This window comes from Shewanella halotolerans (assembly GCF_019457535.1).
In the GTDB taxonomy this organism is placed as follows: Bacteria; Pseudomonadota; Gammaproteobacteria; order Enterobacterales; family Shewanellaceae; genus Shewanella; species Shewanella halotolerans.
The window spans coordinates 904,113-923,065 of record NZ_CP080417.1; the positions used below are offsets into that span (position 1 = coordinate 904,113).

An 18,953-nucleotide genomic window follows, 5' to 3' on the forward strand; every position below is an offset into this window, starting at 1 on the left:
ATTATCTCACAAGCTTGTGTCTAGAAGTTTCCCATGAGGTTAAATCTAAGAGATGGATAACTCGGTGTAAACACGCTTTTGGCCTTCGAAATCAGGGATGATTTCGCAGAGCATCCAAGGATGGACTTGCTGCGTGCCAAAAGCGGGTTTGCACGGAAGCCTGCCGCAGGAAATTCAAAACAGTGATGGTTAACGCTTCTTTGACTTTGATTCAATCAGAGTCAGCAAGTTTTCCCTGCAAGAAATCTCTTAGCCGTATTCCACACCCTTCAGACTCTAAAGGTCAGTACTCACCAAAGCATGAAGCAGGCTGGCCGCTAACCAGCCTAGGTTAGAGTAACCAGCCTAGGTCAGAGCAACCAGCTTGGATCATAGGGACTAGCCTAGTACCTCGGTCAACACCCGCTGCCAGTTCCCCCCCATGATTTTGCTGCGATCGCCGCTGCTGAATCCGGCGCGGGACAAGGCGCCGTCGATACGCTCCATGCGCTCGATATGGTTAAGCGCTGGGATCACCACGTGTTCGGGATCCTGGTCGAAGCCGAGTACGCCGCTGGCACGCAGGCTGTGCCACCACTCGACATATTGTTTCACCCCTTCGGCGTTGTCGTTGTCTAGCTCTAAGAGTTTCTCGTGGCCCCGCAGCGGGTAGTCGTTGGCGATGGCGACGGCGTCTATGCCGCCGACATTGGCCACATGTTTGAGCTGGGCCAGATAGTGGTCTGTGGTGGGTGTGTGCTCAGTGGTGAGCCAGAAGGTCATCATGAAGACGCCGAACAGGCCGCCGGTATCGGCGATCGCCCTGATCACCTCGTCGGGTGAGCAGCGAGCGTGATTGACGATGGCGCGCACGGCGCCGTGGCTCTGTACTATCGGCGCGCGGCTGGCCTTGGCGCTGTCTAGCGCCGATTGGGGGCTGGAGTGGCTGACATCGATCAGCATCCGCTTACTGTTGAGCTTGTGGAGCAGCTGATGACCGGCCTTGGTGAGCGGCAGGTTGAGCCCCTGCTTGCCGTCGTTGTCCAGGGCGCCGCCGCTAAACAGGTTGCCATAGTGGTGGGTGAGCTGTAGCACTCTAAGGCCGCGCTCATAAAACTCATCCACCTGATTGAGGTCTTGATTTATGCTCTGCTCGACGCAGTCGGCGCCCTGAATTTGAAAGAAGACGGCGGTGCGGCCGCTGGCATGGGCCGTCTCAATATCCTTGGCGCTGCGCCCCAGCAGTAGCTTGTCTGGGTTGGCATTTACCCTGGCCAGGGCCTCGCCGATACTCTTGACGCAGGCGTTGTAGGTGCGTTTGTAGTTGGTGGTGCCATCGGCCTGTTCTATGGCTTCGATGGCTGAGATATCACATAGGTAGGCATCAAGCTTTGAGGCGCCGAGATCGGCTAAGTCCTCCGGCAAAAAGGAGAGGCCATCGATATAGAGGGCTTTTTGAGTTGCTTTCGCCCATGCCGGGAGGGGGGCTAGCTGAGTCAGCAGACTGGCAGCGGCCAAGCCCTTAAGTAGATGGCGTCGTTGCATTTGCACAGGCATATTGCGCTCCTTAATAGTTGTTATTATCGCGGCAAATCAATGGGATTAAGCTGCCGATACTAACATCAAATAATCTGTCAGGGGAGCGAAGCCGGGCACTCATGGCCATTGAAACGACCATGAGTGTCGCTTTGCGCTTAAGCTAAGTGGGCGGCTATCGCCTTACCAATGGCGCCAGCACTGGCAGGGTTTTGCCCGGTAATGACTCGCTCATCTTCTATGATGAAGGCATTCCACGGCTGTACCTTGTTATAGCGCTTGGCACTGCGGGTGAGGGCTTCTTCGAGCAGGAAGGGGATCTTATCTATGGTGCCGTAGTCGATCTCCTCTTCACGGGTAAAGCCGGTGACAGACTTATCGGCAATCAGTTTTTCGCCATTGCTGAGTGTGATGGGCAGCAAACCGGCTGGTCCGTGACAGACGGCGCCAATGACACCGCCATTTTCGTAGTGCGCCGCACTGAGCTGGGCTACGGCTTCATTGGTGGCCAGATCCGATAGCAGGCCAAATCCCCCCGGATAGTAGATGGCGCTGTATTGCTCAATATCTATCTGTGAGGCGGGAATCGTATTGTTGACCCGGCTGATAAACGAGGCGTCCTGCAACACAGACGCGTTGACCTCATCACCTTCGATATCTGTGCCGTACAGGGGAGCCTTGCCGCCGTCGATTGAGACAAGATCATAATCAAGGCCCGCAGCTATTAGCTCATGCAGCGCATGGGTGAGTTCTGGCGCAAAGGTGCCATTGGCTTCGTCAGTGGTGCCGAGTGTGGCGTGGTTTGTCAAAAAGATAAGTACTTTTTTCATGGTGCAGAGTCTCTGTTATTGAAAGTGGTCTCATTGTAATTGTTGCTTTATCTGACGATAATCCATCAAAATGACAAATTAATATTGCTATATGGCAACAATGGTGGTTCATGGATAGTTTTGAGGGAATTGTCGAATTTATTGCGGTTGCCGAGTCTAATGGTTTTTCGGCGGCGGCACGCCAACTGGGAAGTTCGACCAGCCATGTGAGTCGCCAGGTGGCGAGACTTGAGGCGCGACTCGGCTGCGCTTTGTTTGCACGAACCACCCGTAGCGTTAGCCTGACCCTGGCAGGGCTGGGTTATTATCGCCAGTGTCAAAACCTGATGATGGGACTTAGACAGGCCAATGAGGAAGTGACTCAGCAGCAACAGCAGCTCAGTGGCACGCTGAGGGTAAGTGCGGCCGGTGCGTTTGCCGAGCAATATATCGCTCCGGTATTGATTGATTTTGCCAGGCAACATCCCGCCTTGACCATAGACATGGACTTCAACAGTCGTATGGTTAATTTTGTCGAAGATGGTATCGATTTCGCGATTCGCTTTGGAATGTTAAAAGACTCAGGCCTGGTAGCGCGTAAGTTAGCGAATCGAGACATGATGGCGGTGGCAAGCCCAGAGTACCTGGCCGAGCATGGTACGCCCAAGACGCCTCAGGATCTCAGGTTGCATAGCTGCATCATCTCTAACAATGATCACTGGCTGTTTCAACAAGACGATAATGAGCTGAGCATCAAGGTGGAGGGACGCTGGCGCAGCAACAATGTGCCAGCGGTGATCGCGGCGGCAGAGCAGCATTTGGGGATTGCCTATCTGCCTAAGAGTAGCTTTATCGTGCCGCTGGTCAAGGGCAGCCTGGTTCCTGTGTTGTCACCCTATTGGAATCGCGGCCTCACCAGCTGGATTGTTTACCAAAACCGCCGCTTCTTACCCATGCGGGCGCGAATGGCTATCGACCATCTGATTGCACATTTTGCCGATTGGCAGGAGTGATCACCGCGCGGCCATGGCATTCCAGAAGAGGGCGAAGCTGGCGCTGCGCTCATGGGCTTGCTGCCAGCGCTCAGGGTGGTCCACAAAGTAGCGGGTGGCGGCTAGGTATTGGCCGTGGCAGTTGTCCTGCATCAGCTCAATGGGATACTCGGCCAGCTCGCCGCTAGCCTGGCCTTGGCGGATCAATTCGGCGATGAAACCTAAGATGCCGTGCATCGCCTGATCGCGCACCGACTGCTCGAGGTTGGGGGACATGGAGTAGAGCTGAAAAAACGCCTGCTTAAGCGGATTGGCCATGGCCCAGGTCAGCGCCGCAAACCAGAGCTGCTCGGCATCTTGCTTGAGGTCGCCACGGCTGCTGGCACTTGCTTGTATGGCGTCGGCAAACTCCTGCTTAACACCGAGAAACAGCTGCTCGAGCAGCTGCTCCTTGGAGGGGAAATGGTGAAACAGGGTACCTGTGGCGACCCCTGCCTCGCGGGCGATGGTGGCCGTGCTTGTGCCATGAAAGCCCTGACTGACGAACAACCCTAGGGCGGTCTCTAAGATGGCCTGTTTCTTGGTGCGTTTGCTGCTTGCTGTCATCTGAATCTGCCCGTTAGCGTAAAAACAGCTTCATCAGCAGCTGCTGAATCGCCTTACCATAGGGAGGGTGCACCAGCTTGCCTGTGTTGAGCCTGCCACGGCTCAATATGGTCTTGGCGTGGCTCATGGTGAGGAAGCCTTCCTTGCCATGGTAGTGGCCCATGCCCGAGGGACCTATGCCGCCGAAGGGGGCATCGTCCGCCGCCACATGGAATACGGTCTCGTTGATGCAGACGCCCCCCGAGTGAGTCTGCTCCAGCAGTCGCTGCTGAGTCCCTGCATCGAAGCTCATGATGTAGAGGGCCAGCGGGCGAGGGCGATCGTTCACATACTCGATGGCCGACTCCAGGCTGTCATATTCGACGATGGGCAGGAGTGGTCCGAAGATCTCCTCCTGCATCACCTTCATCTGCTCGTTCACTCCGGTTATTAGCTGCACCGGCAGCTTACGGCTGCCGGGCGCCATGGTTTCAGTGCTGGTGGGGGTCACCTTGGCGCCCTGGTCGATGGCGTCTTGCAGCACAGCCTGCAGGCGATCGAACTGACGCTGGTTGATGATGGCGCCGTAGTCGGGGTTTTGGCCTATCTCGCCGTACATCTGCTTGAATCTGTTGATGAAGGCCTGCACGAAGGCCTGGCTCTGGCCCTTGGGCAGCAGCACATAGTCGGGGGCGACACAGATCTGCCCGGCGTTGAGGCACTTACCGTAGATCATTCGCTCCACGGCGGTATCCAAAGGCATATCCGGCGCGATGATCACTGGCGACTTGCCCCCCAACTCCAGGGTGACTGGGGTGAGGTTGTCGGCGGCGGCGCGCATCACATGGCGGCCAACCGTGGTTGAGCCGGTAAACAGCAGATGATCGAAGGGGAGCGCCGAGAAAGCGGCGGCGACCTCGGCCTCGCCTTCGACGACAGCCACCTGGGTCTCATCGAACAGGCCAGCCAGCATTTGTCTGAGCACCCTGTTGGTCTCTGGGGTGAATTCAGACAACTTGATCATGGCGCGGTTGCCAGCCGCCAGGGCGGTGATCAAGGGACCGATGGAGAGCATCACGGGGAAGTTCCACGGCACTATGATGCCGACTACGCCCAGAGGCTGATACTGCACCTGCACCTTGGCGGGCGCCAGTAAGATGCCCGCGTTGCGACGGTTGGGCTTCATCCAGCCCTTGAGCTTCTTCAGTGTGTAGTTGATGTTGTTGACGCAGGGCATGATGTCGGAGATGCGGCTGTCATCAGGAGATCTGTGGCCATAGTCGGCATTGAGGGCCTCGACAATCGCCTGCTGATGGCTCAACAGCGCCTGCTTGAGGGCGATAAGCTGGGCCTCGCGTTGCTGCCTAGAGGGGGCGCCTTGCTCACGGAAGCTGGCCTTCTGCCTCGCCAGCAGTTGGTTGAGGGCTTGGCCGACATCTAGGTTTGTGGGCATGTTCATTGTGCTTATCCTCTATTGGTTACTGACGTTGAGCGTTCGAATGTTAACGTCTCTTCTGCCAAGCCAGATCTGGAGTCAGATGGCCAAAATACAAAACCGACTGATTAGTCGGTCTAATGTTAGGGGGTAAAACCGCCTAGGTCAAATATTGTTCGATAGCGGTGAAAAGTGTGATCTGGATCAAGCGGGTGGCGGGGCTGGAAATCTAAAATGAAATAGACCCTTTTAGTTGGGATTACAGGAGCTTGATATGAGCAGTAATCTACATGGTATCGCCATAGGCATAGAGCGCAGTCAGGATGATTTTTATCTCGCCTTCAAGGCCGTCGGCAAGTTGACCCACGAAGACTATGAGCAGATGACGCCGCTGTTGGAGTCAGCATTGGCGGGCATCGAGGTGTCCGAAATCGTCGCGCTTATCGACATCACAGAGCTCGATGGCCTGTCGCTGCATGCAGCCTGGGATGACCTTAAGCTGGGCTTGAAACACGGCAAGGAATTTAAGCGGGTGGCCATCATAGGACGGGGGGATCTACAGGAGTGGGCGACCCGGGTGGCGAACTGGTTTACCCCTGGGGAGTTCAAGTTCTTCGAAGATAAGCGAGACGCGCTCGACTGGCTGTGTTGATGGCTAACCCTTCGTTTATCGCCAGTAACGGTTTTGAGTACTGGTTATGAGTATTAGGCGTGGTTTTGGGGATTTGGCGAGCTTTTGGGGATTAGCCGTGGTTTTTAATATTAGTGACGATTTTTAGCCGCTTTAGCAGGCGGAACTAAGGGCCCTATTCTACGCAGAGAAAAGCGGAGAAAGCCCTGCCAGCTAAGCGATTTCTGTCAAGCCTGTGTCACTTTTATCCGCTATGCTTAAAGAAAGCGAATGGTAAGGAGTAACAGATGAGAAATGGTCAAATTTTATGCCCGACAGATTTTTCTGAAACGGCTTCCCATGCCCTCTCTTATGCCATCGAGATGGCCAACCTGTATCAGGTGGGATTTCGCTTACTTCATGTGGTCGAGCAGCCCATGGGGGATGAGAATTTTCAGATCCTCGCCATCACGCCGGAGGAGCTCGCCCAGTCCATGGAAGATGCCGCCGCCGAGAAGATGAGATCCCTGCTGGCCAAGCTCGATAGCAATCTGCCCATCGAGACCATGATACGTCGCGGCGACGCAGTGACCGAGATCTTAGCCGAGGCCGAAGAGAGCCATGTCGGCATGATAGTGATCGCCAGCCATGGCCGTAAAGGCTTGTCTCATTTTCTGCATACCAATGTGGCAGAGGCGGTGGCGAACCGCGCCAAGTGCCCGGTGCTGGTGGTCAAGTAGTCCGGGCGAAGGTTCTGGTTTATAAGCCCGTCGTCGGTCAATTGTTTGTCGAGAATGGCTTTCGAGAATGCCTGTCGAAATTGGTTGTCGCAAACGGCTATTGAAAACAGCTGACGACGCAGCTTAGTTTTTGCATTTGTAACAGAGGGATACGAGCGCCTGAACTGAGGAGGTGAATATGCGTACCCGTCAAATATTGTGCCCAACGGATTTTTCCGAGACGGCCTCTCACGCCCTGGGCTATGCCATCGAAATGGCGACCCTGTATGGCGTGGATCTGCGTATCGTTCATGTGGTGAGTGAACCCTACGGCGCCCATAACTATGGGATAGTGGTGGAGAGTAACGAGGAGCTGGAGCAGCACCTGCATGCCTATGCCAACGGCAAGCTGGGTGAGATAGTCAGGGACGCGCAGATTAGAATGCCGCCCCATCTCAAGGTGCGCAGCGAGGTGCGTACCGGCGGTGTGTTAGGTCAGATATTGCTCGATGCCGAAGAGAATGATGTGGGCATGATAGTGGTCGCCAGCCATGGTCATACCGGGCTCGCCCACCTGTTGAATCCGAGCGTGGCAGAAGAGCTGGCCAATAAGGCCAAGTGTCCCGTGATGGTGGTGAAATAGCCTAGCCTCGGCAGGTGTCACGATAGAGCTGGTCCGCCAGGGCGTGCAATACCTCTGGCGCCGGCTTGGTATGGGCAAAGGTTCTGAGCCCGTAGATCCCCATAACGAAATAGCGCGCCAGATGAGCCGCATCTCCCTTAAGTTCTCCCCTGTCGACGGCGCGCTCAAACTGGGTCGTCAGCGCCTGCTGCCAACTCTCTAGATGCGATTGCACAGCATCTCTTATCATCTCATCTTGCTCGGCCACCTCGTTGAGCGCCTTGGTCAGCAGGCAGGCCTTGGGCGTATCCTTGCACTGACACTCATCGACTATGCCGGCCAGATACTGCTTAAGCTGCTCGGGGAAGGGGAGCACTGAGCCGAAACAGGCCGTTAGCTCGGCTTGTCTGTCCTGCCCATATTGTTCTATCACCGCCAGCAAGAGGCCGCGCTTGTTGTCGAAGGCGCAGTAGATGGAGCCAGGGTGTAACCCAGTGGCCTTGGTGAGATCTTGCATGCTGGTCTTGGCGTAGCCCTTGTCGATAAAGGCATTCATGGCCTGTCTCAGTACCTGCTGGCGATCAAATTCGGCGTTGCGCATCTTACTCTTTGGCTGCTTGTTGGGGCGATAGATGGGATTGTACTCAATTTTGAATGAACGTTCAAAAAAGGTCTTGAATCCTTTTTTGACTGAGAGTATCTTGAACGCTCATTCAAGAAAGAGAGCCGATTATGACAGCCGACCTGTTTCAGCCTTATGCGCTTAATGCCAGTATTACCCTCAACAACAAGATCTTGATGGCGCCGCTTACCCGTTGTCAGGCCGACGATGACCTGGTGCCAACCCAGGCGATGGCCGACTATTATGCTCGCCGCGCCGATGCTGGGCTAATCATCTCAGAGGCGGTGATCATTCGCCCCGATGGTCAGGGTTATCCTAATACCCCGGGCCTGTTTACCCCAGAGCAGATCCAGGGCTGGCAGCGCGTGACCAGCGCCGTGCATGCCAAGGGCGGTAAGATCTTCGCCCAGCTGTGGCACACTGGCCGGGTGGCACACTCACACTTTTTCGGTGGCCAGACGGTAGCGCCGTCGGCGGTGAAGATTGAAGGCACAGTACCGCGTCAGCGTGAGCTGGCCTACGAGACCCCTAAGGCGTTGACCACAGATGAGATTGCGAAGCTGGTGGCCGACTATTCCCAGGCGGCGGCCAATGCCATAGATGCCGGTTTCGATGGCGTCGAGATCCATGGTGCCAATGCTTACCTCATCGATCAGTTCCTGCACCATGACAGCAACCGCCGCGATGATGAGTTTGGCGGCACGCCGGAGAATATGGCGCGCTTCCCGCTGGCCGTGGTGGACGCCATCGTTAATCGTATTGGTAATGAGCGCACCGCACTGCGAGTGTCGCCGGGCGCCTATGTCAACATGCAGGGCGACAGCCGAGATCGCGCCGTGTTCGATTATTTCTTAGAGCAGCTGGAGTCTCGCAAGCTGGCCTACCTGCATGTGGGGATCTTCGATGATGCCCTGACCTTCGAGTATCTCGGCGGGCGAGTGTCTGACTATGTGCGTGGCCATTATAGCCAGACCTTGGTGGGGGTAGGCAGCTATAGCGCCGAGACGGGGGCCCAGGCCATCGCCGATGGCCGCTTCGACCTGCTGGCGATTGGTCGCCCCTTCATCGCTAACCCAGACTATGTGGTCAGGGTGCGCGACAGACAGCCGCTGGTGACTTACTCAGACGAGATGTTGGCCGAGCTGGTTTAATCGCGATAGTCGTTTTAGCATTGGCCTTCAAGCCTAGCCTTTCAAGCCTTTACTTAGGATGAGACAAATAATTGAGACAAATAAGAAAGGGCATATCGCGTCGGCGATATGCCCTTTTTAATGTCTGTTAGGGTTCAGCGTAAGCTTAGAGCTTCCAGGTAATGGTGGCGCTGTAGTTTGCCGGGGCGCCGTAGAAGGCCTGGGCCCAATAGAGACTGTTGAGGTATTTCTCGTCGGTCACATTGTTGGCGTTGAGGCTCAGCTGCAGATTGTCATTAAACTGATAGCGGGCCATGAGATCGACGATGGCATAGGCGTCCTGGCGGGTGATGATCGCCTCGCCCGCATTGGCAAAGCCGTCGCCGACTACGCCCTGGTCGCGGTAGATATCATCTTGCCAGCGCATGTTCATCCCCACAGAGAGGCCTTCGATGGCGGCCACGTCATAGGTGGCGGCAAGCTTAAGCAGGCGGCTCGGGGTGTAGGCGGCGACAATCTTGGCGTTGTCGTCATTGCCATCGATATCGAAGTCGGTGAAGCCCAGGCTCAGGTTGAGGCCGTCGAACACCTCACCGGCTACCTCAAACTCATACCCCTTGCTGTTGATACCATCGGCGCCTATGTAGCGCTGGTCGGTCGGCGGCAGATCGGCGGTGCGGGGATCGGGCACCGCCAGATTAACCTGCTGAATGTCGAAGTAGGCCAGGCTGGCGATCAGGCGGCCGTCGAACAGCTCGCTCTTGAAGCCTATCTCCTTGCTCTCACCCGTCACGGGGGCCAGCAGGTTGTCGTCGATATCCATCTCGGTTTGCGATTTGAAAGTTTCGGTATAGCTGGCGTAGGCCACAAGCTCAGGGGTGATACGGTAGACGGCGCCCAGGTAGGGAATAAACTGGCTGTCTTCGACGTCTTGTACCTTGTCGTAGGAGACGCCTTCGGCCTGCCATTTGTTGAAGCGGCCGCCGGCGATGAAATGGAAGCCGTCGAACAGGTTAAAGCGACCCGTGAAGTAGGCGGCCTGCTGCTTGGCGCTGACGTCACTGCCTCGTGGGCTGTCGGCAAACACTGGCTTAGGCGTGTTGCCATCCCAGTCGTTGAGATCCGGCATGGCCGGGAAGCCGTTGCCTGTGGTGTAGTCGTATAGCGAGGTGTCGATATAGTCTACCTTGGCATAGTTCACCCCGGCCACCAGTTGATGGTCGCGGCCAAACAGGCTGAACTCGCCGTCGACATAGAGATCCACCAGATCATGGCTCTCGTCGAGATCATATTCGCTGCCATAGCCTGTAAGGCCAAGGCCCGTCTCTCTGTCTGGGGTGCCGTAGACGTAAAAGAGTTCGGTATCTTCATCCGTGCTCTTGTGGGAGTAGGTGGCACGCAGGCGCCAATCGTCGGCGAAGTAGTGGCTCAGCTCTACCACTGTGTTGTTCTTGATCACCTGCCAGTTCGACCAGTTGGCCGAGGTGTTGGTGGATCTGTCGTAGTTGGTCGGGCTGCCATCAGTGTAGTAGAGCGGCAGGGCGCCCCAGTTGTTACCTGTGGCATCGTTGTTGATGTAGCTGTGGCTGACCGACAGGCTGGTGTCGTCACTCAGGTTGGCCTCGATGAAGGCATAGAGCACGCTCTTGTCTGTCTCATAGCGATCGAGGTAGGAGTCTTTCTGCTGTTTCACCGCCACCACGCGGGCGGCAAAGGTGTCGTTGAGGCGGCCGCTGGCATCGGCCTCGACTCTGGCGTTGTTGAAGCTACCGTAGCTGGCCTGCAGCTTGAGTTGATTGTCTGAGGTCGGACGCTTACGAATGAAGTTGACCGTGGCCGAGGGATTACCCACACCTGTCATCAGGCCGTTGGCGCCGCGGATCACCTCGATGCGATCATAGATGGCGGTGTCTTCGTCGGCGTGGTTGTTGCCTGAGGTCAGTGGCAGGCCGACCCCGTCGATCTGGAAGTTGGTGATGTCGAAGCCGCGGGCCGTGTAGTAGGTGCGGTCCGTCTCGATGCGCTCGACATTGATGCCGGTGGCGCTGTCCAGGGCGCTGTTGATGTCGTTGAGCTGGAAGTCGTCCAGCTGAGCATCTGTGATCACAGACACCGACTGTGGAATATCTATGATGGCCAGATCCAGGCGCGAGGCGCCGCCGACAGAGTGGGCATTGTAGCCCTGCACATAGCGGCCGCGAACCTCGATCTTCTCGATATCCTGGTTGTCCTGTTGGCTGTCATTGTCTAGTTGAGCAGTTTGATTCTCTGCGTGGCCTGGCATAGTCGCCATGCTCAGGGCGCAGAAGATAGCGAGCGAAATAGGCTTAAGTTTCATGATCTGTCGTCATCTTAGCAAAAGAAGAATAGTGAGGAGCGGTGCAAGACCGCTGGGGACTTGGCACGCCAACCAAATTTACGCAACAAAGGATATACAAAAAAAGTAGGATGTTAAATGGGAATGCTTATCATTTACTTTTGTGTCGAATGTAAAGAAAAAAACTGATTTTTCATGCCTGGCGGCCGCTTTGGCCTTTGCATTAGCAAGTTCGTCGGCTTTTTCTATACTCAGAGGTGTGAACTGGATCAGATTTTTAAGGTGAGGCACCCATGAGAAAAAGCGTAATTGGAGTATCTGGCTTGCTGCTGATGTCGGCAAGCGTCCTGGCTTTCGCAGGTCAAGCTGTTGCTGGTCAAGAGCAGGCGAAGACGAGTTCGACCCCGGCCTTCGAGCATGCCAACAGCAACGCCGCCTTCCTGCGCTGCGGCACCCGTACCCCCTCGGATCTCGAGGTGAAGATGTTGAATGAACACCTCAAGGCCCTGAAGAAGCCGAGCGGTGTGGGTAATGGCAACGGTGGCGGCGGTGGCGGCGGTGGTGATGGCGGCACGGGCGGTAACTACACGGCCGTGGGTTATAATATTCCCGTCTATGTCCACCTGATCCTGAGCAGTAGCGGCGACGGTGATGTGTCTGGTCTGGTTACGGAGCAGATGAATGTACTTAATGATGCCTTCGCCGGTGCAGGTGGCGGCAGCGGCTTCGATACCAAGTTCAGCTTCACCTTGATGGGGACAACAAAAACAGAAAACGATGCCTGGTATACCGCGGGGCCAGGCACCAGTGCCGAGCGTGCGATGAAACAATCCCTTCGTCAGGGCGGCGCCGATACCCTTAACATCTATGTCTCTAATCCAGGTGGTGGCTTGCTGGGCTGGGCGACCTTCCCTACGGACTATGCCAGCAATCCTAGTGACGATGGCGTGGTGATCCTTAATCAATCATTGCCGGGCGGTACGGCTTCGCCCTACAACGAAGGCGATACCGCGACCCATGAGGTCGGCCACTGGCTGGGCCTGTATCATACCTTCCAAGGTGGCTGTAATGGCGGTGACCAGGTTTCCGATACCCCGGCCGAGCGTTCGGCGGCCTATGGTTGTCCCTCGGGACGTGATACCTGCCGACGTGACAGTGGGGACGACCCCATCTACAACTTCATGGACTACACAGACGATAGCTGCATGGTCGAGTTCACCCAGGGCCAGTCTGAGCGCGCCGATACCTTAAGCGGTGCCTATCGCTGGCCGTCTAACTAGCCTCATGGAAAATTCACTGTTGAAACCGGGCCTATGGTGTCTCGCCATAGGCCTTTGTTTGTGGGGGAGTCCTTGTTTGGCGGAGCGACTGCGTGCCCCCGACTTCGTGCCCTGTGGCCGTGATCAACTGACCTCATGGCAGGGAGAAGTCTTTAACTATCACAGGAGCGAGACCCAGATAGCCTTCGGTATTCGCACCGTAGACGGTACCCTGGAGCGCCTGGATATCGCCTACGCGCTAGAGCAGATGCGGCTCAATGGTGGGCTGTTTACCCTGCCAGACTGGAAACGGCTCGAGCTTTCTCCCGGCGTGCTCAAACCCTCGGTGCGGGTGAGGGTATGGCGCTGCGATGAGCAGGGCGCCATTAGCTTCATGATTGACTGGCTGGAGTGATCCAGCCAGAGCCCTTAATCGCTAAGCTCTTAGTCGCTAAGCATAGCGGCGACGCTGCCGCAGAGTGTCATCAGAAACAGAAACCACTTGAGTACCTTGGGGCTAACCTTGATTGCCAGCTTGACCGCCAGATGGGCGCCCACCATGGTGCCAGCTGCCAGGATGAGCCCTGGTAGCCAGAGGATCAGCTCTTCCTTGATGAAGACCAGCAGGGAAGCCAGGGTGAAGAACAGGGTACAGAACACCTTGAGGGCGTTGGCCCTCACCAGATCATATCTCAGGCTGCCCGCCAGGGCCGCCAGTAAGACGAAGCCTACCCCCGCCTGTACAAAGCCGCCATAGATCCCGGCCAGTGTCAGCCAGAACCAGGAGCTGGGCGTGTCCTTGACCCGGTTGACCGGGGTGCCCAGCTCGGGCGCTATGATGGCGGGGCGCACTAAGATGATGAGCGCCATCAGCAGCATGGTGCCGAGCAGCAGGGGTTTAATCAGTGTGCTGGGGGAGTATGCGGCCAGGCCCGCGCCTATGAAGCCGCCGAGTATAGTGGGCAGCAGTATCGGCCCCTTGTCCTGGGTATCTAGCTTGCCATGCTTGTGAAAGCCTAACAGGGCGGTGATCGATTGCACCGTGACCCCGACCCGGTTGGTAGCGTTGGCGACCTCGGCGGGCATGCCCATCACCATGAGTGCGGGCAGGGTGAGGTTGGAGCCGCCGCCGGCCAGGGTATTGATGATGCCAGCCAGAAAGCCGGTGACGACCAGCAACAGGCCGTGGGTGAGGGTGATCTCCATGGGTACTCCTTACGCCCTAATGGGGAATGACTCGCTGGATAAGTTAGAAACTTGAGCCAGGCTCGGCGAGAAACGCCAGCTCCTCTTGGGTGGACTCGCGCCCCAAGATGGCATTGCGATGGGGATAGCGTCCAAAGCGGTCGATAATCGCCTTGTGGCGCTGCTCAAACGCCAGGTTGTTTTCGGCGCCCTCTCGATTAAACAGGATAAGGGCGACCTCGTGGATCGCCTGCGACTCGCTGTGCATGTAGGGCATATAGAGAAAGGGAACTTGCTTAGGTTGCAGCGCCTTGTCGATGCCGGCGGCCACGGCTTCCTGGGCCAGGGTTAGCGCCATGGGATCGGCGGCGAAGGCTTCTGGCGTATCCCGGTAGATGTTACGGCTAAATTGGTCCAGCACGATAATCTCGGCCAGACGCCCCTGGGGTGTGGTGCGCCAGTGATAGAGTTCGCCCTGTTTGGCCTGAGTGAGCAGCTCGCCGAAGCGGGCTTGAATCGTCTTGTCGAAGGTGAGGTCTTTGACAAACCAAGCTTTAGGTTCAATCTCCTCGAACCAGAAGCGAATGATGTCATCTGGCGTGTGGGCTATCCTGTTCATCTCTTCTCCTTCTCTCCAGGCTTATTGCCAGTTCTAGCTATATCCAGTTTTTCGGATCTTCTCTGGTCAAACTTAACGCGGTTTCGGCAATCAATCTAGCCTCTTCGAGGGGAATATAGGGGATCACCAGGGGGCCTGATGCCAGACCTAAGTGCAAGGTGGCCAAGGCATTACGCCTCTGCCCCGGCGTCTGTGAGATACAGACATCCTGGGTCTTGCCGAGGGGAACCAGTCGCCAGGTCTGCCCCAGCGCACCTGTGTGGATCCAGCAGTCATCCCCCTCCAAGCAGTAGCCCCATTGACGATAGTTGAGATAGAGGCCGACAAGCGCCACCAGGGTGAAGCCGGCGACCAGTTCGGTAAAGGGGTTGAGGCCAAGGATAAGGGTCATCACCACGGGAAGCAGTGCCAGTGGGATGGCGCGGCGCCAAAGCCAGCCGCTGTTTATCCCCTGATAACTGGTGGGCAGGGAGTTGGCCTTGGCCGCCAGGCTATCGAATCGGCCGAAGGCCTGAGGGATATCTTCACGACTCATGCTGGGGATCAGCAGGTGGCGCTTGGCGAGCTGCTCCACCTCATTACCTTTTACCTGCTCGAAATGTACCGTCCAGCGCCCGATAAGCCTGCCGATGACGGGCTGCTCGAATCGGACAAGCTGCACCCTGTGCAGGCGCAGCGCATCTTGCTGTTTTGCCAGTATGCCGCCGGTTCGATGCAGCGTTCCCTGACGCAGGCTGAGGCGATAGGGGTAATACTTGAGCACGGCCGAGGCGATAGAGATGAGCGAGAGCAGTAGGTAGAGGAGTATTAGCGCGGCCGCTACCGCCAGGATCTGATAGATAAGTCCTGTGGCGATATTGGCCTGATACCAGTGCCAGGCTCCCTGCACCATGCTGGTTTGTCCAAGTGATTCCCAGTCTACCTGGCCTATGATGGAGCCGGAGATTATTGAGAGCCAGATGAGGTTGTTCTGATAGAAGCCGAAGATTAGCAGCTCCTTAAGATCTTTGGCCACCACCAGGCCTTCGCCCTGACGCCAGGATTGCGCACTCGCCCGATTGGCCGTCATGCCCGCCTGCTGCGGCTCGCTGGCAAGCGACGGTGTCTCACAATCGGCATAGGTTGTCTCTGTACCTTGCAGTTGGGACTGGGAGGCAAACAGGCGTTTCTTGAGTTGCATGGCCTGGCGATAGTTGACCGCGGCCAGCACTGCCTCATCTTGCTTGGAGCCGGCCGTCTCCACCACCAGGCTGTAGAGGCCGAGCGGTCGGAAGTAGAGGGGCTGCTCCAGCCGCACATTTTGGATCTTGTTCAGCGGGATCTCCTGGGCGCGTTTAAACACCAGTCCCTGGCGGATCCCCAGCTTGGCGTCGCTGAGCCGATAGCGATACTTGGCCCATTGCAGGCTGGCATAGGTCAGAGTGACCAGGACCAGACCCGCGGCGACCAGCAGCAGCCAGGGGGAGTTGAATCCCCGCTGCCATCCGGTGTAGACCAGGGGGATCAGCGCGTAACCATTGGTCAGCAGCTGGCGTAGGCTGCCGACACTGAAGCTGACGATCGACCAAGGAGACAGGCTCGCCCACTGGGCGAAGCGTGTACTCATGGGTTAATCCTCGCGCCCGTCGGGGGCTTGATTCTGTGGTGCCTGTTTTTGGGAGGCTTTGGCCAGCAGATGCTTACGCAGTGGCTCGGCGGTGTCGTCCCCCAAGCCTGGAAGGCTGATCTCGGCGCTGCCGCTTCCTGCGCTGAAGCACTTTAGGGTGTGTTGATGAAAATAGCGCTCCAGCGGGCCCTGAGACAGGCTGACATGCTGCAGGCGGGTATAGGGCAGGGCGATCTTCTTATGCCAAATCAATCCCTTCTGCATGATGAACTCGTGATCGAATACGCCGTAGGCGATAGAGAGGGCGTAGCGATAGCGGCCGTAGCTGACGATACCAGCCAGGAAAAGCAGGCCCGTCACCAGGGCGATGATCAGGCTGCCCGGCAGGTTGAGCAGGATTGCGGCCAGGGGCGCTATGATCAGTAGCGGCGTGAAGATCAGCAGATTCTCTATCTGCACCTGATGCAGATAGGCCTGTTCCAGTGGTGTCAGTGGTACTTCATCTATGGCGATCCAGTCTGGCTGCTCCAGCCGACGCCTGGCCTGCATTGATGCCGAAGTTTGAGGAGTCACATCTTCCATTTGTTATCCTGCGAAAGTTGGCTATTGGCTGACTATAACATCTTTCCTTTGGTTGTCAGCCATTTGCACCTGTTTGTGATGCTTGTTTTATGTTACAAGATAATAAAAACCATGTTGAGAGAGGATGCCTTGAGCGCCGAGTTATCTAAGCAAAAAATTGCCTTCCTGAGAAAGCTCTATCTGGCCCATTTGATCGATAGTGAGCAGCATAATCTGCTGTCGCTGAACAAGGCCACCAGCATGCCGAGGCGTACCCTGCAAGATGCCATTGCCGCCATGGGAGATATAGGTATCAGCTGTACTTTTGTGCAAGATGGTGAGCGCCATAATGCCGGTTATTATTGCCTTAACGACTGGGGGCCTATCGACAAGGCTTGGGTGGCTAATAACATCGAGAGCATCACCCAATCGTTGAAGCATGACTGATTGCTGCCGCTAGATTGATCGCTGAGGCCAGATTGATCGCTGATACCTACTGGTTTGCTGGAATTAGTGATTCAGTAGGTAGAGGCCGATGAAGCCAAGCCAACTCAGGGCTAGCAGTAGCCAGGGCAGCTTGCTGGCTTTAGGCGCGGCCTGTAATCCGTCATCCATTGGCTCCATCGTTTGACGCTGCTTCTCCTTGAGGACCTGCTTGCGCTGCTTGTCCCTGTCTCTGGCCTTGCTCTTCTGGCGCTTCTTGTATTCGGCAATCCCCTTTTCTATCCCTTGGGCGATAAGCTTGGTCTGTTCCTTGGTTTGCCCGGGTTTCTGGGTGGCCTTGGCAATTTTCATCGCCTCATCTTTGGTTTCGTTGGAGATCTGCTGCGCCATAACGTCTTAAGCTGATGAATGTTGGCCTCACTATAACATGAGTCGAGCCATAGGGTGACACAGGCTTAGCCTCTGGTACGGCCTCTGCCCCTATACCATAGTATGAGTATGATTTTGTTAAGATATCGCTTAACCTGTCTGTGGCAAATTCAATCAATAATAATACCCTGCTATCAAGGACAAGATCATGCTTAATAAGGCCGCAAAACCTCTGGTCAAGTTGGTCGACCGCTATCTGCCCGACCCCTATATTTTCGTGTTACTCCTCACCCTGCTGGTGTTTGTCGCCGCCATGATGGTGGAACAGCAGAGCCCGCTGCAACTGGTGACCTACTGGGGCCAAGGCTTCTGGGCGCTGCTCAGCTTCTCGATGCAGATGTTGCTGGTGCTGGTGGCCGGTTACATGCTGGCCAGCTCGCCGCCCATTAAACGCCTGCTAGATAGCATCGCCGCCCTGGCCAAGAGTGCGCCCCAGGCGATCATCCTGGTGACTCTGGTGTCGCTGCTTGCCAGCTGGATCAACTGGGGCTTCGGCCTGGTGGTCGGCGCCCTGTTCGCCAAGGCGCTGGCGCGTCAGGTGAAGGTGGATTATCGCCTGCTGGTGGCCAGTGCCTATTCGGGGTTTGTGGTCTGGCATGGCGGCCTCGCCGGCTCCATCCCCCTGACCATAGCCACCAAGGGGCATTTCGCCGAGGACAAGATAGGCATCATAGCCACAGACAATACCATTTTCGCCGGCTTTAACCTGGCGCTGGTGGCTGTTCTGTTCGTGCTGATCCCCTTGGTTAACCGCTTCATGTTGCCAAGCGCTGATGAGAGCATCTATGTCGACAGGGACAAGCTAGTAGAGCCCGAGGTCGAGACCGAGGCGATCACCCGTCCGGCTGATTATCTGGAGAATAGCCGCCTACTGGCCTGGGCCGTGGGTGGGGCTGGTTTGGTCTACCTGGGGCAATACTTCTTCTCCTCTGGGGGCAAGCTCAACCTGAATATCGTTAACTACCTGTTTCTGTTTCTCGCCATCATCCTGCATCAGACGCCTCGCAGCCTGCTGATCAGCCTGAATGAGGCGATCAAGGGCGGCGCCGGCATAGTGATCCAGTTCCCCTTCTATGCGGGGATCATGGCGCTCATGGTGCAGTCGGGTCTGGCTCAGAGTATCTCGTCGGGGTTCGTGGCCATCGCCAGCGCCGACAGCCTGCCGTTCTGGAGCTTTATCAGTGCCGGTATCGTCAACATCTTTGTGCCGTCCGGTGGTGGCCAGTGGGCCGTGCAGGCACCTATCATGTTGCCCGCCGCCGAGGCGCTGGGTGCAGATGTGGCGAGGGTCGCCATGGCGGTGGCTTGGGGCGATGCCTGGACCAATCTGATCCAGCCCTTCTGGGCTCTGCCTGTGCTGGCGATCGCCGGGCTCAAGGCGCGGGATATCATGGGCTTCTGCCTGATGCAGCTGATCATCACTGGCATAGTGATCAGTATCGGTCTGACCTGGTTCTAGTCAGATCCCCACCGATTAATCTCCGCAAACAAAAC

Annotated in this window: 20 protein-coding genes; 9 read left to right on the forward strand and 11 right to left on the reverse strand. The window is 56.5% G+C overall.

Annotation, left to right across the window (positions count from 1 at the left end; genetic code table 11):
* Positions 1-378 precede the first annotated feature (378 nt).
* The gene (locus K0H81_RS04040; RefSeq protein WP_220059982.1) at positions 379-1,536 is read right to left on the reverse strand and encodes a membrane dipeptidase; all 1,158 of its coding nucleotides are present in this window, start codon (positions 1,534-1,536) and stop codon (positions 379-381) included.
* Positions 1,537-1,673: 137 nt separating this feature from the next.
* On the reverse strand, positions 1,674-2,345 hold the full coding sequence (locus K0H81_RS04045; protein ID WP_220059983.1) for a type 1 glutamine amidotransferase domain-containing protein: 672 nt from the start codon (positions 2,343-2,345) through the stop codon (positions 1,674-1,676).
* A gap of 110 nt (positions 2,346-2,455) precedes the next feature.
* Between K0H81_RS04045 and K0H81_RS04050 the strand changes: the two genes are divergently transcribed.
* Positions 2,456-3,337, forward strand: a complete 882-nt coding sequence (locus tag K0H81_RS04050; RefSeq protein WP_220059984.1) for a LysR family transcriptional regulator — start codon at positions 2,456-2,458, stop codon at positions 3,335-3,337.
* On the opposite strand, the gene K0H81_RS04055 is transcribed toward K0H81_RS04050, so the two are convergent.
* Together K0H81_RS04055 and K0H81_RS04060 are read right to left on the reverse strand one after the other, a co-directional pair.
* Positions 3,338-3,922 (reverse strand): TetR/AcrR family transcriptional regulator, encoded by a 585-nt coding sequence (locus tag K0H81_RS04055; RefSeq protein WP_220059985.1) that lies wholly within the window; start codon positions 3,920-3,922, stop codon positions 3,338-3,340.
* A 13-nt stretch (positions 3,923-3,935) separates the two neighbouring features.
* Positions 3,936-5,360 (reverse strand): coniferyl aldehyde dehydrogenase, encoded by a 1,425-nt coding sequence (locus tag K0H81_RS04060; protein WP_220059986.1) that lies wholly within the window; start codon positions 5,358-5,360, stop codon positions 3,936-3,938.
* A gap of 250 nt (positions 5,361-5,610) precedes the next feature.
* On the opposite strand from K0H81_RS04060, the gene K0H81_RS04065 reads away from it, so the two are divergent.
* The 3 genes from K0H81_RS04065 to K0H81_RS04075 all read left to right on the forward strand — a co-directional run bounded on the left by K0H81_RS04065 (position 5,611) and on the right by K0H81_RS04075 (position 7,308).
* Entirely contained in the window at positions 5,611-5,988 is a 378-nt protein-coding gene (locus tag K0H81_RS04065) for a SpoIIAA family protein (protein ID WP_220059987.1), read from the forward strand.
* Positions 5,989-6,254: 266 nt separating this feature from the next.
* Positions 6,255-6,686 (forward strand): universal stress protein, encoded by a 432-nt coding sequence (locus K0H81_RS04070; RefSeq protein ID WP_144202027.1) that lies wholly within the window; start codon positions 6,255-6,257, stop codon positions 6,684-6,686.
* 178 nt (positions 6,687-6,864) lie between these two features.
* Entirely contained in the window at positions 6,865-7,308 is a 444-nt protein-coding gene (locus tag K0H81_RS04075) for a universal stress protein (RefSeq protein WP_011866896.1), read from the forward strand.
* A gap of 1 nt (position 7,309) precedes the next feature.
* Here the strand turns inward: K0H81_RS04075 and K0H81_RS04080 are convergent, their stop codons facing one another.
* Positions 7,310-7,888 (reverse strand): TetR/AcrR family transcriptional regulator, encoded by a 579-nt coding sequence (locus K0H81_RS04080; protein WP_220059988.1) that lies wholly within the window; start codon positions 7,886-7,888, stop codon positions 7,310-7,312.
* Between the two features lie 131 nt (positions 7,889-8,019).
* Here K0H81_RS04080 and K0H81_RS04085 point away from each other — a divergent pair, with 131 nt between their 5' ends.
* On the forward strand, positions 8,020-9,060 hold the full coding sequence (locus tag K0H81_RS04085) for an alkene reductase (protein WP_220059989.1): 1,041 nt from the start codon (positions 8,020-8,022) through the stop codon (positions 9,058-9,060).
* Between the two features lie 145 nt (positions 9,061-9,205).
* On the opposite strand, the gene K0H81_RS04090 is transcribed toward K0H81_RS04085, so the two are convergent.
* A complete protein-coding gene (locus K0H81_RS04090; RefSeq protein ID WP_220059990.1) occupies positions 9,206-11,377 on the reverse strand; it encodes a TonB-dependent siderophore receptor in 2,172 nt (723 codons plus the stop codon).
* A gap of 272 nt (positions 11,378-11,649) precedes the next feature.
* On the opposite strand from K0H81_RS04090, the gene K0H81_RS04095 reads away from it, so the two are divergent.
* Complete coding sequence (locus K0H81_RS04095; RefSeq protein ID WP_220059991.1) at positions 11,650-12,636, forward strand: zinc metalloprotease; 987 nt, start codon at positions 11,650-11,652, stop codon at positions 12,634-12,636.
* Between the two features lie 76 nt (positions 12,637-12,712).
* On the forward strand, positions 12,713-13,030 hold the full coding sequence (locus tag K0H81_RS04100) for a hypothetical protein (RefSeq protein ID WP_220059992.1): 318 nt from the start codon (positions 12,713-12,715) through the stop codon (positions 13,028-13,030).
* Positions 13,031-13,059: 29 nt separating this feature from the next.
* Here K0H81_RS04100 and K0H81_RS04105 read toward each other — a convergent pair whose 3' ends face one another.
* From K0H81_RS04105 to K0H81_RS04120, 4 genes are read right to left on the reverse strand one after another with little or no spacing between them, the layout of a single operon-like run.
* Positions 13,060-13,821 (reverse strand): sulfite exporter TauE/SafE family protein, encoded by a 762-nt coding sequence (locus K0H81_RS04105; protein ID WP_220059993.1) that lies wholly within the window; start codon positions 13,819-13,821, stop codon positions 13,060-13,062.
* 43 nt (positions 13,822-13,864) lie between these two features.
* Positions 13,865-14,419, reverse strand: a complete 555-nt coding sequence (locus K0H81_RS04110; protein WP_220059994.1) for a DUF924 family protein — start codon at positions 14,417-14,419, stop codon at positions 13,865-13,867.
* 37 nt (positions 14,420-14,456) lie between these two features.
* Entirely contained in the window at positions 14,457-16,025 is a 1,569-nt protein-coding gene (locus K0H81_RS04115) for a PH domain-containing protein (protein ID WP_220059995.1), read from the reverse strand.
* A gap of 3 nt (positions 16,026-16,028) precedes the next feature.
* Positions 16,029-16,607 (reverse strand): PH domain-containing protein, encoded by a 579-nt coding sequence (locus K0H81_RS04120; RefSeq protein ID WP_220059996.1) that lies wholly within the window; start codon positions 16,605-16,607, stop codon positions 16,029-16,031.
* A 111-nt stretch (positions 16,608-16,718) separates the two neighbouring features.
* Here K0H81_RS04120 and K0H81_RS04125 point away from each other — a divergent pair, with 111 nt between their 5' ends.
* Positions 16,719-17,033 carry a winged helix-turn-helix domain-containing protein gene (locus tag K0H81_RS04125; protein ID WP_220059997.1) on the forward strand — a complete coding sequence of 105 codons (315 nt, stop codon included), beginning with the start codon at positions 16,719-16,721 and terminating at the stop codon, positions 17,031-17,033.
* 63 nt (positions 17,034-17,096) lie between these two features.
* Here the strand turns inward: K0H81_RS04125 and K0H81_RS04130 are convergent, their stop codons facing one another.
* On the reverse strand, positions 17,097-17,420 hold the full coding sequence (locus K0H81_RS04130) for a DUF2956 domain-containing protein (protein WP_144202007.1): 324 nt from the start codon (positions 17,418-17,420) through the stop codon (positions 17,097-17,099).
* 187 nt (positions 17,421-17,607) lie between these two features.
* Between K0H81_RS04130 and K0H81_RS04135 the strand changes: the two genes are divergently transcribed.
* Positions 17,608-18,918, forward strand: a complete 1,311-nt coding sequence (locus K0H81_RS04135) for a short-chain fatty acid transporter (RefSeq protein WP_220059998.1) — start codon at positions 17,608-17,610, stop codon at positions 18,916-18,918.
* The last annotated feature ends 35 nt before the right edge of the window (positions 18,919-18,953 follow it).